Genomic DNA, 13,491 nt, shown 5'->3' with positions numbered 1-13,491 from the left:
AGCCAGCCTTCGGGCTGGCTTGTGTGTTTTTGCGACTAGCACATTCGGAGTGACAGGAATCCATGACCCAAAACAGCTTTATGCAGTTGCCCCCAGACGTGAAGGCCGCAGGCGGTCTGGTCCCGATGGTGATCGAGCAGTCTGCTCGGGGCGAACGTTCCTATGACATTTATTCGCGGCTGCTGAAAGAGCGCGTCATCTTCCTCGTGGGTCAGGTGGAAGATTACATGGCCAACCTGGTCGTGGCGCAGCTGCTGTTCCTTGAATCGGAAAACCCCGACAAGGACATCCATCTGTATATCAACTCTCCGGGCGGTTCCGTGACGGCTGGCATGGCGATCTACGACACCATGCAGTTCATCAAGCCGAACGTCAGCACCCTGTGCATTGGTCAGGCGTGCAGCATGGGTGCACTGTTGCTGGCTGGCGGCGCTGCCGGCAAGCGCTTCTGCCTGCCGCACGCGCGGATGATGATTCACCAGCCGCTGGGCGGTTTCCAGGGTCAGGCGTCTGACATCGAGATCCATGCCCGCGAGATCCTGTTCATTCGCGAGCGCCTGAACAAGGTGCTGGCGGACCATACCGGTCAGCCGCTGGACGTGATTGCCCGCGATACCGATCGTGATCGCTTCATGAGTGGTGCCGAGGCGGTCGAGTACGGTCTCATCGACCAGGTTCTGGAGTCGCGCGCCGGCGCCGAGTAAACGCTGTTTAACGCCGGCTTGCCCTGTGCTCCGTGTCCCTCCCTGAGGCTGGCGCGGGGCCGTGTGGCCGGTGCAAGTTGATCGGATCGCACTTGCAAAGTGGGGCCAATGCCCCCATCTTTGTATTCGAGAGCGATTCAAGAGTAGGGGTTTTCGATGACCGATATGACTGGGAAGGGCGACGACAACGGCAAGTTGCTGTATTGCTCCTTCTGCGGCAAGAGCCAGCATGAAGTGCGCAAGCTGATTGCCGGCCCCTCCGTGTTTATCTGCGATGAGTGCGTTGACCTGTGCAACGACATCATTCGCGAGGAAGTACAGGAAAGTCAGACCGAGAGCAGTCAGCAGAAGCTGCCGACGCCGGTCGAAATCTGCTCGATTCTGGACCAGTACGTGATTGGTCAGCAGCGAGCCAAGAAAGTGTTGTCTGTTGCGGTCTACAACCACTACAAGCGGCTGAATCAGCGCCAGGGCAAGGATGATGTCGAGCTGGGCAAGAGCAACATTCTGCTCATCGGCCCGACCGGTTCCGGCAAGACGCTGCTGGCCGAGACGCTCGCACGCCTGTTGAACGTGCCGTTCACCATTGCCGACGCCACGACACTGACTGAAGCCGGCTACGTTGGTGAAGATGTTGAAAACATCATTCAGAAACTGCTGCAGAAGTGCGATTACGATGTCGAGAAGGCCCAGATGGGTATTGTCTACATCGACGAAATCGACAAGATTTCGCGCAAGTCCGATAACCCGTCCATCACGCGTGACGTGTCGGGTGAAGGTGTTCAGCAAGCGCTGCTGAAGCTGATCGAAGGTACTGTTGCGTCCGTTCCGCCGCAAGGTGGACGCAAGCATCCGCAGCAGGAGTTTTTGCAGGTCGACACCCGCAATATCCTGTTCATCTGTGGGGGCGCGTTTGCCGGTTTGGAGAAGGTCATTCGTGACCGTTCCGAGAAGAGCGGGATCGGCTTCAATGCCACTGTTCGCAGTAAAGATGGCGGCAAGAAGGTCGGTGATACCCTGAAGGATGTCGAGCCGGACGATCTGGTGCGTTTCGGTCTGATTCCGGAATTCGTCGGCCGTCTGCCGGTCATCGCAACGCTGAACGAGCTGGATGAAGAGGCATTGATCCAGATTCTGACAGAGCCGAAGAACGCGCTGACCAAACAGTATGCGCGCCTGTTCGACATGGAAGGTGTTGAGCTGGAGTTCCGTAACGATGCGCTGAAGGCAATCGCCTCCCGTGCGCTGGAACGCAAGACTGGCGCCCGTGGCCTGCGCTCCATTCTGGAGAGCGTGCTGCTGGAAACCATGTATGAAATCCCCTCTGCTGAAAACGTCAGCAAGGTGGTCATCGATGAAAACGTCATCAGCGGCGACGCCAAGCCGTTGCTGATCTACGAAACACCGGAACAGCCGCCCAAGGCCGTGCCGGAAGACTGATCGTCGATGCTGCAGCGCCGCCCTCGGGCGGCGTTGTTGTTTTCGGGTTGCGGTTCTGCAACCGGATTGTCATTGATGCCGTTTCCGCGCTTGTAATTTTCCGCAGCAGCCCCCATGTTGAATCCATGACATCTACACGTATCGGTGCCGCATTGCAGGGTACCCTTCATCGAGCGAGCCTCTGCCATGACGACTTCTAGCGAATTCCCGCTCCTGCCACTGCGTGACGTGGTGGTTTATCCGCATATGGTCATCCCGCTGTTTGTCGGGCGTGACAAATCCATTCAGGCGCTCGACGCCGCCATGTCGGCCAACAAGCAAGTGCTGCTGGTTGCCCAGCGGGACCCGGGTGATGACGATCCGGGCCGCGACGGCCTTTACGAGATGGGCACCCTGGCGACCATCCTGCAGCTGCTCAAGCTGCCTGACGGCACGGTGAAGGTGCTGGTTGAGGGTGAACGCCGGGCCCGTATTACCGAACTCGACGATATTGGCAGCTATCAGCGTGCCGAGGTCGAGTTGCTGGATGACTCGGCGCTGGATGAGCGCGAGGCCGAGGTGCTGGTGCGCAGCCTGATGAGTCAGTTTGAGCAGTTTGTGCAGCTCGGCAAGAAAGTACCGGCCGAGGTTGTATCTTCGCTGTCCAGTATTGAAGAACCTGGTCGTCTGGTTGACACCATGGCAGCGCACCTGTCGCTCAAGCTGGATGAAAAACAGAAGATTCTTGAAATTCTGCCGCTGCGTGACCGGGTTGAGCACGTGCTTGGTGTTCTGGACGGCGAAATCGACCTGCTGCAGGTCGAGAAGCGTATCCGTGGCCGGGTCAAGAAGCAGATGGAGCGCAGTCAGCGCGAGTACTATCTGAACGAGCAGATGAAGGCTATCCAGAAAGAGATGGGTAATCTCGAGGATGGCCACAGCGAGTTTGATGATCTGCGTCGCAAGATTGACGAGGCAGGCATGAGTGAAGAGGCGCTGGCCAAGGCCAATGCCGAGCTGAACAAGCTGAAGATGATGTCACCCATGTCGGCTGAGGCCACGGTTGTGCGCTCCTACATTGACTGGCTGACCGCGGTGCCGTGGAAGAAGGCGACCAAGGTCAAGCACGACATCCAGCGCGCCGAGAAGGTGCTCGAAGAGGATCACTATGGCCTGGAAGAGGTCAAGGAGCGCATTCTCGAGTATTTGGCGGTGCAGAAGCGGGTACGCAAGCTGAAAGGGCCCGTCCTGTGTCTGGTGGGCCCTCCGGGCGTCGGCAAGACGTCATTGGGCGAGTCGCTGGCGCGTGCAACCAATCGCGAGTTTGTGCGCATGGCCCTGGGTGGCGTGCGTGACGAGGCCGAGATTCGTGGTCACCGCCGCACTTACATTGGTTCCATGCCGGGCAAGCTGATTCAGAAAATGACCAAGGCCGGGGTCAAGAACCCGCTGTTCCTGCTCGATGAAATCGACAAGATGGGGCAGGACATGCGCGGCGATCCGTCTTCAGCGCTGCTGGAAGTACTTGATCCCGAGCAAAATCACGCCTTCAACGATCATTATCTGGAGGTGGATTACGATCTCTCGGATGTGATGTTCATCTGTACTTCCAACTCGATGAACATCCCGGCGCCGCTGCTGGACCGGATGGAGATCATCCGCATTCCGGGTTACACCGAAGACGAGAAGATCAACATTGCCCAGCGTTATCTGGTGCCCAAGCAGACCAAGAACAACGGGCTGAAAAAGGGCGAGCTGACCTTCACCCAGGAATCGCTGCGCGACCTTATCCGCTACTACACCCGTGAAGCGGGCGTGCGTGGCCTGGAGCGCCAGATTGCCAAGGTCTGTCGCAAGGTCGTCAAGGAACAGTCTGCCGAGCGCAAGCCCAAGCCGGTGGTGCTGGACGAGGCGCTGCTTGAGCATTATCTGGGCGTACGCAAGTTCAAGTACGGTCTGGCCGAGGAGAGTGATCAGGTTGGTCAGGTAACGGGCCTGGCCTGGACCCAGGTGGGCGGGGAACTGCTCAGTCTGGAAGCGGTTGTGGTGCCCGGCAAGGGCCGCCAGATCAAGACCGGTTCGCTCGGTGACGTGATGCAGGAGTCGATCAGTGCGGCCCTGACTGTGGTGCGCAGTCGCGCTGCGAGCCTCGGTATCGCGGCTGATTTTCACGAGAAGAACGACATTCACATCCACGTGCCGGAAGGGGCAACGCCCAAGGATGGTCCGAGTGCCGGTATCGGCATGTGCACCGCGCTGGTGTCGGCGTTGACCGGGATTCCGGTGCGCGCAGATGTCGCGATGACCGGCGAAATCGCGCTGCGCGGGCAGGTTCTGCCGATCGGCGGGCTGAAGGAAAAACTGCTTGCGGCGCACCGCGGAGGTATCCGTACCGTGATCATTCCGCACGACAACGTACGTGATCTGAAGGAAATTCCGGAGAAGATCCGTCAGGATATCGAGATCAAACCGGTGAAATGGATTGACGAAGTGTTGGCTATTGCGCTGCAATACGCGCCGGAGCCCTTGAAAGAAGGGGTTGAAGAGATGGTGGCAAAGGATGACAATCGCGAGACTGATGAAAAGGGACGCATCAGTACTCACTGATAGGATCGTCAGAGTTTGGTGGGTGATGGATTCCGCTGTGGATGCTTTCACTGACCCGTCCAGAGTGCCGATGGCACTCCTTGACACGGTTTTTGACCGCTTGCTATAAAGCGGCTTCGACCTAAGCAGGTATGCTGACTGGCCACAGCTTTGCTAAGACCAAAAGCTTACATAATGACTAACTACTCATTGAACTAGATAAGGGGACTTAGAGTGAACAAGTCTGAACTGATTGATGCTATCGCCGCATCTGCCGATATTCCGAAAGCTGCTGCCGGTCGTGCTCTGGACGCCGTCATCGACTCCATCACTGGTGCTCTGAAAGACGGTGATTCGGTTGTTCTGGTAGGTTTCGGTACGTTCGCAGTGAAAGAGCGTGCAGCTCGCACTGGTCGCAACCCGCAGACCGGCCAGCCGATCGAGATCAGCGCTGCCAAGATCCCCAGCTTCAAGGCTGGCAAGGCTCTGAAGGACGCCGTTAACTGATCGCGTCCCTGATCTGATGTGACACATTCGGCACGTTTCGGATGTGTTTCGGGGGCGGTAACCAGGCTGCCAGTGATGGTGTCTCCAGCCGGTCCCGACAGTTAGCAGAAAGGCGCATCAATGTGATGCGCCTTTTTTGTTTGTTGGACAAATAAAAAAACGACGCCGGAACCATTCCGGAGGCAGATAGCCTTAGGGTCGTACTTTGTAGATGCTTTGGGGGCATGATGCTGCAAAAAATGAGGGACAATGCACAGAGCTGGGTCGCCAAGGTGATCGTCGGCATCATCGTGCTGATTTTTGCGCTGACAGGGTGGGAATCCATCAACCGCTTCAGCAGCAAGGCCGATGAAGCAGCCGAGGTTAACGGAGAGCCGATTACCAAGCTTGAGCTGGAAGAGGCGGTCAGCCTGCAGCGTCGCCAGCTGATGCAGCAACTTCAGCAGATGGGTGGGCAGTTTGATCCCAGCATGATCGACGAAGCCTTTCTGCGCAGCACCGTGCTGGACAGCATGATCGAGCGTTCCGTGCTGATTCAGGGCGCCCGGGAAGCCGGCTTCGAAATCTCCGAGCAGATGATCGATCAGCTCATTCTGAGCACACCGGATTTTCAGGTTGATGGCAAGTTTGACGCCAACCGCTTTGATATCGTGATCCGCAACATGGGTATGCCCTCACGGATGGCCTTCCGTGATCTGGTGCGCCAGCAGCTGTTGATCACCCAGTTCCGTAACGGCTACGAAGCTACTGCGTTTGCCACGCCGGTCGAGGTGCGCCAGCTCAGCAACCTGGAAAACCAGACGCGCGATTTCGCCATGCTGGCCGTCCCGCTGGGTGAGATCGATGCCGACGTCAGCGATGCCGAAGTTGAGGCGTTCTACACCGCCAACGCGCAGCAGTTCATGACCCCCGAGCGCGTGGTGCTGGATACCCTGACCCTGGCACGCAAGGACTTCTTCGACCAGGTCGAGGTGGATGAAGAGGCCGTTCAGCAGCTGTATGAGCGCGAAATCGGCAACCTGGCCGAGCAGCGTCGTGCCTCGCACATTCTGGTTGAGGTTGGTGACGATGAAGCCGCTGCCAAGGCCCGCATCGACGAGGCTGCCGCACGTATTGCAGCCGGTGAGGATTTTGCCAAGGTTGCCGAAGAGATGTCTGATGACACCGGCAGCTCCCGTGATGGTGGCGATCTGGGCTATATCGTCAAGGGCAGCTTTGACCAGGCCTTTGACGATGCGCTGTTCGCCCTGCAGGCGGATCAGGTGTCCGAGCCGGTTCGCACCAGCTACGGCTTTCAGCTGATCAAGCTGACTGATCTCAAGGCGCCGGAGGTACCGTCTCTGGAGTCGATGCGTGATCAACTGGTGCAGGAGCTGAAAGTCGAGCAGGTTGAGCGTCGATTCGTGGAAGCGTCCCAGCAGTTGGCCAACCTGGCCCACGAAGCGTCCGATCTGAGCGAGCCGGCAGCGGCACTGGGTTTGACCATCGAGACCATCGGTCCGGTCGAGCGTCTGGGTGGCGAGGGTCTGGCAGCGAACCCGAAGGTCATGAATGCGGCGTTCAGCGATGACGTGCTGAACAACGGCTTCAACAGCGATCTGATCGAGCTGGATGCCGATACCGTTGCAGTTGTACGCGTGAAGCAGCACCTGACGCCGGAGCAGCGCCCGCTGGCAGATGTTCGTGATGATATCCGTGCACGACTTGCCACCACCAAGGCCGAGCAGGCTGCGGCGGCGAAGGCAGAACAGTTGATCGAGCAGTTGCGTGCAGATGCCCTGAGCATCGAAGCGGTTGCCGAACAGCAGGGACTCGAGTGGCAGCAGCATGAAGCTGTGACACGCGGCGAGAACCAGATTGATCAGGCACTTCTGCGCAACGTGTTCGCGATGCCCAAGCCGGATGGTGATCAGCCTGCCTACGCCAGCTTCAAGCGTGCTGCCGGTGGTTACTGGCTGGTTGCGCTCAAGGGCGTCTCGGTTGCCGAAGATGTGCAGTCCACGGACGCCGGTTCTGATCCCTTCGCGCTGTTTGTCGCCGGGCAGTCAGGACAGCAGGACTTTGCAGCCGCCCAGCAGCAACTGCGTAATGAAGCCGAGATCGAGCGCTACTGAGCGGGCGATCAGGGTTATGTGAAAAAAGGCGCTTCGGCGCCTTTTTTTATGGTTAATCATGGAATGTCGGAGTACTCGCCTGAGACGCCGTTGGCTGCCTCTACCCTGCGGCGCAGCGTCCGCTCCGCTGACCGTTGCTTACGGGTGAATACGAGCGAATGCTAAGGCTCCCGATTAACTGCACTCGCGTCACGTCCCTGCGTTAACGCCCTGGATGCGCGAGGAACAAAAAAAACCGCTGCGACCAATCGGGGGTGGCGCAGCGGCTAAATTCCAGGCAATCGTGTGGGGGGCCTGGATGGAGCAGGATTACTTCAGGGCAATGCTGTAGCTCAGAATCAGGCGGTTCTCGTCGATATCCCGGGTGGCGTCGGAGCGGACCATCGCATTACGCCAGCGCAGCGCGAGGTTTTTGAACGTGCCGCTCTGAACGGTGTAACTGACATCGATATCGCGCTCCCATTCCTTACCCTCGGTACCACCAACGTCGAAGTTGTCGCCGGTAACATAACGGGCAAAGGCGTTCAGGCCGGGGATGCCGAGCGCGGCAAAGTTGAGATCGTAGCGCGCTTGCCAGGACTGTTCGTCGGCCCGGGCGAAATCGAGAATCTGCACATAGTTGACGATGTACGGATCGGTTTCCGCCAGATACGGGAAGGCGGTATCGCCGTCGCTGTCCTGATAGCCAACGCGGAAGGTGTGGGGGCCGGTTGCCGCGGACAGTGTCAGCGAAGTCAGTTGATGATCGATCTTGAGCGGCTGATTACCATCATCGCCGCTGTCGAACCAGGCCAGATTGACGCCGAGCTTCCAGTCTCCCACTGGCTGGGTGTGAATCAGATTGACCAGGTTCTGGTTGTAGACGTCCTGAAGCTCCGCGCGCCAGAGGCCAATGGTGGTGTTCTTGCTGTTGAAGGCGTAGCAGCCGCCAAGGTAGTTGAAGCGATCGGATGCGCCGCCAACGGTGGAGCGGATGTCCTCCCGGTTGCTGCTGTTGCGGTAGTTCACCTCGCGCAACTGGCCGGCCTGTATATCGAGATTCTCGATTTCGTTGATGGCCAGGCTGGCGCCGCTGAAGCTCTGGGGCAGCAGACGCGAGTCGCCCGAACTGGCAATCGGCAGTTTTGGCATCAGGCCGCCAACCTTGAGTACCGAGTTGGACAGGCGGGCCTTGATTGCGGCCGTCGCCTCGCTGTAGCTGTCTGCGCCTTCGTCACCATAGGCATTGGCCAGCAGTCCGGAACCGGCACGCTCATCATCGGAATCGAGCTTGATGCCAAGGCCGGCGTAGACGTCGACACCCAGGCCCAGCGGGCCCGGCGTATAGCCGGATTCTGCCTTGAAGATGAAGCCCTGGGCCCATTCCTCCGCCTTGGACTGTGCGCCGGGATCTCTGAAATCGCGATTGAAATAGAAGTTGCGCAGCTGCAGTGACGCGGTGGCATCGTCTGCGAATCCCGCAGCCTGGGCACTGCTGCAGGCGATCGCCGCGGTAACGGCAAGTGCAAGGGGAGTCACATGCTTCATTGTTATTCTCCTGATGTGAAGTGTGGCATGGGTTACGCCGAGGGAAATAAAGCACGCGACCGCACGCATGACCTTACGACCATCGTCGAACTGTCATGCGAGTGTCTTGAAATTGACGTGATGAAGTGGCGGCGGCGGCTCTGTGTCAGGCCCTGCAGGCCGCCAGGCTGGCGACCTGTACTTTAGTCTAATGCGAGCCCTGATCAGGACATGCCGTTGGCAAAAGCGGGGTTGCTCATGTCAATCAGTGGACGCATGCCGGCCAGGGCCCGGGTGTAATGCAGCAGCACATCGAGGTTGTAATCCAGTCGCTGACGCAGGCGCTCATCGGCTGCAGATTCGGGTTCTTCGCCGTTCATGACGTGGTTAACATCGCGCACGATGAGATGCTCGGGGATGTAGCAAAGGCGGCAATTCTTGTAACTGGAGGCGCGCAATTCGCTGATCGGAAAGGCGCCGCCAACCCCGGCAGAAATGCCGCCTAGCATGGCCGGCTTGTGCGCCAATTGCGCCTTGCTTGCATAAAGGAAGAAGTTCTTGATCGCCGGGCACGCCATGCCATGCCACTCCGGGGCGAGGATGATGACGGCGTCTGCCCGACTGAGGCGAGCCTCGTATTCTTCCCAAGGGCCACTTTCGTCCGCCGGCCATAGCGGGAGAGGGGAGCGACCCAGATCAATGATGGATACCGCGTCTGCTTCCAGATCGTGCGCTCGAATCAGGCGGTTGCCAATGAATCCGGCGACTTTGGCGGTTTGGCTATCAACCCGGCTGCTGCCGGCGACAATGACGATGTGATGCATGGCGGGCCTCTATTACAAAGTTGGAGGGTTACTGTACCCGATATGACTGCCGGGCCGCCTTTGGTCAGTGCTTTTTGACAGCGTCGGGGCAGTGGGGCAGAGTACGCGACCTTTGGGGCGCCTGCCTTCTGGCGTCGGTATGTGGTGGCCGTAAAGGGCGGCAGAAAAAACATGGGGAGTGTGCAATGAACGCAGTGGTAGCGGCTGTTGCCGTGATGCTGATACTGAGCCTGTGCCGGGTGCACGTGGTAGTCGCGCTGATCTTCGGCGCCTTGACCGGTGGCCTGCTGGGTGGGCTTGGTCTGGAAACGACGCTGAGCACCTTCCAATCAGGACTGGGCAAGGGCGCAAATATTGCTCTGAGTTATGCCTTGCTGGGTGCCTTTGCCGTGGCAATCGCCAAGTCGGGTCTGGCGCACGCGCTGGCCGATAAGGGGCTGCGACTGGTAGACAGCCGCCGAGAGGGCAGCGGCACGGTACTCAAGCTGATGCTGTTGCTGGTGCTGTTGGGGGTGGCAATATCGTCACAGAATATCCTGCCTATCCACATTGCCTTTATCCCGTTGCTGGTGCCGCCGTTGCTGTTCGTGATGGCGCGCTTGCAACTGGATCGTCGCGCGGTAGCCTGTGCGCTGACCTTTGGCTTGATTACCCCCTACATGTTCCTGCCGGTCGGTTTTGGCGGCATTTTCCTCAATGACATTCTGCTGGCCAATGTTGCCGAAAGCGGCGTTGTGGTGGACGGTGTCAATGTCATGCATGCCATGGCACTGCCGGCGCTGGGCATGTTGTTCGGTCTGCTGGTGGCGGTCTTTATCAGTTATCGCAAGCCGCGTGCCTACGATGAACAGCGGATCAGCGAGGTAGAGCGTACGGAAAGCCGTTACAACCCGATGTCGCTGCTGGTTGCGCTCGCCGCCGTGGTCGCAGCCTTTGTCATTCAGCTGTGGCTGGATTCGATGATCATGGGCGCGCTCGCCGGCTTCGTGATTTTCTCGGTGTCGGGAGTTGTGCGCTGGCGTGAGGCTGACGGTGTCTTCACCGAAGGCATGAAGATGATGGCCATGATCGGCTTTATCATGATTGCCGCCGCCGGCTTTGCCGAAGTAATGCGGGCTACCGGCGCCATCGGGACACTGGTCGACAGCTCTGCGGCAGTGATTGGCGATAATCGTGCGCTGGCGGCGCTGCTGATGTTGCTGGTCGGGTTGCTGATTACCATGGGTATCGGTTCGTCGTTCTCGACCATTCCGATCATCGCGGCAATCTATGTACCGCTGGCAATGCAGCTGGGCTTCAGCCCGGCGGCGATTGTTGCTCTGGTCGGCACTGCTGCGGCGCTGGGTGATGCCGGTTCCCCCGCGTCTGACTCGACCCTCGGCCCGACTGCGGGTCTGAACGTGGATGGGCAGCACAACCACATCTGGGACACCGTGGTGCCGACCTTTATCCACTACAACCTGCCGCTGATCATTTTCGGCTGGATTGCGGTGATGGTGCTGTAACGCATTGAGGTGCAAAAAAGCCCTGCTCGGGAAACCGGGCAGGGCTTTTTTGTGGTTCTTGGCGGAATGCCAGGGGCAAGAACTGTCGTGCTGTTTCCTGATGCGATATGCGAGGGGGTAGGCGGCGCGCAAGCAGATGTTTGATTTGTTCAGCATGGTGCTGCCACCGAGTCCCCATTTCGCCTTCACGGCGAGCCAAGGGGGGCTGCTTGCCCAGCCCCCTTTGGCGATCCCCCGGGCACCCGGCTACGCGGCCCTGCGGGTTCGCTGCGTTGCTCGGCTTGGCAGGGGCCGGCAGAACTCGTCGCTACGCTCCTCAGACAGGCTGCCGTCCTTTATCCTGCCAATCCTGCGCTACTCGCCCGCGTAAACGGGACGAACCCCGGTGCACACTCGATCATTCGAGTATTCGGTTAACTGCCCTGGAATACGCCCTTGTCGCATTCCCACGGGCTGACTCGATGAATCACAAAAAAGCCCAGCCCGGGAATCCGGGCTGGGCTTTTCGCTGCAGCAGTCCAATCAGATTCTGAAGCGGCGCACCAGCTCATCGATCTGCCGGCCCAGGCTGGCGAGATGTTGACCGGCCTGCGCGGTTTCGCGGGCGCCGTCGGTGGTCTCGCGGGCTAGTTCCGCCGCTTCGGTGACGTTGCGATTGACGTCTTCGACCACGGTTGACTGCTGGGTGGTTGCGCTGGCAATCGAGGCGTTGAGTGCGACCAGTTGCTGCATCGACTGGGCAATCTGTTCGAGTGCCGCGCCGGCTTCGTTCACCTGGTCTACGCTCGCCTGAGAGTGGCGGCTGCTTTCATTGATCACGCCGACGACCGTCTGGGTATTGGTCTGCAGCTTGCTGATCATATTGTGAATTTCTTCGGTCGACTGCTGGGTGCGCTGGGCCAGATTGCGCACTTCATCGGCCACCACGGCAAAGCCACGACCCATCTCGCCGGCGCGTGCCGCCTCAATGGCTGCGTTGAGTGCCAGCAGGTTGGTCTGCTCGGCGATGTTGCGGATCACATCCAGTACCGAGGTGATTTCATGGGCATCGCTGGACAGGGTTTCCATATGCTGGACGGCGGTATTGACGCTGTCGGACAGCAAGCGAATCTCATGGATGGTCTGTTCGACCTGCTGGCGGCCGTTGGCTGCGCCCTGGTTGGCGTTTTCTACCTCCTGGGCGGCGGCGTTGGCGTTTTGGGCTACGTCCTGAACGCCGTAGGTGATTTCGTTGATGGCGGTGGCCATCAGCTCCATGCGTTCTGACTGGCGGCTCATGTCGCGCAGGCTGTTGTTGCTGATCTGGTCCAGCTGCTGGCTGGAGCTGATCAGTTGACGTGCGCTGTCACCCAGTTGGCCAATGATGTCGGCCAGGTTGCGGTTGAAGCGGTTGAAGTAACTGGCGATCTGCGACAGTTCATCGCGGGCGTCGTCGTCCAGGCGGCGGGTCAGGTCGGCCTCGCCACTGGCAATGCCGCGCATGGCGTTGACGATCTTGTCCAGCGGCTGGGAAATGCTCCGGCCGATGACAAACAGCAGCATGAACATGACCAGAATCACCAGGACGCTGACAACCAGTGAATTGATCAGCGCGTCGCGGAATTTGGCCTGCATGGCGTCAACATAGATGCCTGTGCCCACCATGTAGTCCCAGGGCTTGAAATGCTTGAATGCAGCGATCTTCTGTGAACCTTCCTCCTCGCCCGGTTTGGGCCAGGAGTACTGGAAGCTTGCGGTGCCTTCGCTGCGTGCCTTGCGTACCATTTCGGCGATAACATTGACGCCTTCCTGGTTGCGCATGGTTGAGAGGTCGGTGCCGACTGTCTGGGGAGCAAGCGGGTGCATGATCATGATGTTGTTCATGTCATTTACCCAGTAATATTCGTTCCCGTCATAGCGCAGCGCAGCCAGTGCACTAAGGGCTTCCTTGCGGGCCTGCTCACCAGTCAGTTCGCCGTTGAGCTCTTTCTGGTGATAGAAGGCCATGAGATCATGCGCAACCTCGACCAGATGGGTTGCCTTGACGATTTCGCCGTCGCGGATTTCCCGATGCAGGTTGGACAGCGAAAGCCCTTCTGTCATCAGGGTGCTGGCCAGGGCAATAATCATGATCAGCCAAACTCGCTGACTGATTCGAATGTTGCGCAACAGCTTCATGAAACCTCCGCACGCCTTGTGCTTGTGTCTATTATTTTTTAGTGGTGCCGGCAACGAATCCTGTTCGCAGTGGCCTTAAGGTTATCGGTTGAATACGTCAAAACCTGAGCGGTATTTTCCCGTCATCCGTGCTGGCGATTTGACTGCAAGCGAGCCGGGCTTGCAAGGG

General features: G+C 58.8%; 9 protein-coding genes. 6 read left to right on the top strand and 3 right to left on the bottom strand.

The annotated features are described in order from the left end of the window. The first annotated feature begins 62 nt into the window (after nucleotides 1-62). From clpP to ACZ5WQ_RS06535, 5 genes are all read left to right on the top strand, one after another. A complete protein-coding gene (gene clpP / locus ACZ5WQ_RS06555; protein WP_088274019.1) occupies nucleotides 63-704 on the top strand; it encodes an ATP-dependent Clp endopeptidase proteolytic subunit ClpP in 642 nt (213 codons plus the stop codon). A 156-nt stretch (nucleotides 705-860) separates the two neighbouring features. Beyond that, nucleotides 861-2,144: an ATP-dependent Clp protease ATP-binding subunit ClpX gene (gene clpX / locus ACZ5WQ_RS06550; protein ID WP_088274020.1), complete on the top strand. Its 1,284-nt coding sequence runs from the start codon at nucleotides 861-863 to the stop codon at nucleotides 2,142-2,144. A 186-nt stretch (nucleotides 2,145-2,330) separates the two neighbouring features. After that, the gene (lon, locus tag ACZ5WQ_RS06545) at nucleotides 2,331-4,730 is read left to right on the top strand and encodes an endopeptidase La (protein WP_233049803.1); all 2,400 of its coding nucleotides are present in this window, start codon (nucleotides 2,331-2,333) and stop codon (nucleotides 4,728-4,730) included. Nucleotides 4,731-4,943: 213 nt separating this feature from the next. After that, entirely contained in the window at nucleotides 4,944-5,216 is a 273-nt protein-coding gene (gene hupB / locus ACZ5WQ_RS06540) for a nucleoid-associated protein HU-beta (protein WP_088274022.1), read from the top strand. Between the two features lie 239 nt (nucleotides 5,217-5,455). After that, nucleotides 5,456-7,330 (top strand): SurA N-terminal domain-containing protein, encoded by a 1,875-nt coding sequence (locus ACZ5WQ_RS06535; protein ID WP_233049802.1) that lies wholly within the window; start codon nucleotides 5,456-5,458, stop codon nucleotides 7,328-7,330. A 309-nt stretch (nucleotides 7,331-7,639) separates the two neighbouring features. On the opposite strand, the gene ACZ5WQ_RS06530 is transcribed toward ACZ5WQ_RS06535, so the two are convergent. Both ACZ5WQ_RS06530 and ACZ5WQ_RS06525 read right to left on the bottom strand, forming a co-directional pair. Then, entirely contained in the window at nucleotides 7,640-8,857 is a 1,218-nt protein-coding gene (locus ACZ5WQ_RS06530) for an OprD family porin (RefSeq protein WP_464383408.1), read from the bottom strand. A 203-nt stretch (nucleotides 8,858-9,060) separates the two neighbouring features. Continuing rightward, a complete protein-coding gene (locus ACZ5WQ_RS06525) occupies nucleotides 9,061-9,660 on the bottom strand; it encodes an NADPH-dependent FMN reductase (RefSeq protein WP_338213452.1) in 600 nt (199 codons plus the stop codon). A 185-nt stretch (nucleotides 9,661-9,845) separates the two neighbouring features. On the opposite strand from ACZ5WQ_RS06525, the gene ACZ5WQ_RS06520 reads away from it, so the two are divergent. Continuing rightward, the gene (locus tag ACZ5WQ_RS06520; protein WP_228246923.1) at nucleotides 9,846-11,165 is read left to right on the top strand and encodes a Na+/H+ antiporter family protein; all 1,320 of its coding nucleotides are present in this window, start codon (nucleotides 9,846-9,848) and stop codon (nucleotides 11,163-11,165) included. 522 nt (nucleotides 11,166-11,687) lie between these two features. Here the strand turns inward: ACZ5WQ_RS06520 and ACZ5WQ_RS06515 are convergent. After that, nucleotides 11,688-13,322 (bottom strand): methyl-accepting chemotaxis protein, encoded by a 1,635-nt coding sequence (locus ACZ5WQ_RS06515; RefSeq protein WP_088274026.1) that lies wholly within the window; start codon nucleotides 13,320-13,322, stop codon nucleotides 11,688-11,690. Nucleotides 13,323-13,491: the final 169 nt, after the last annotated feature.

The organism is Halopseudomonas sp. T1L2, assembly GCF_055397385.1.
The sequence above is the reverse complement of the archived record's forward strand: the minus strand, read 5'-3'. Positions and strand labels throughout refer to the sequence as shown.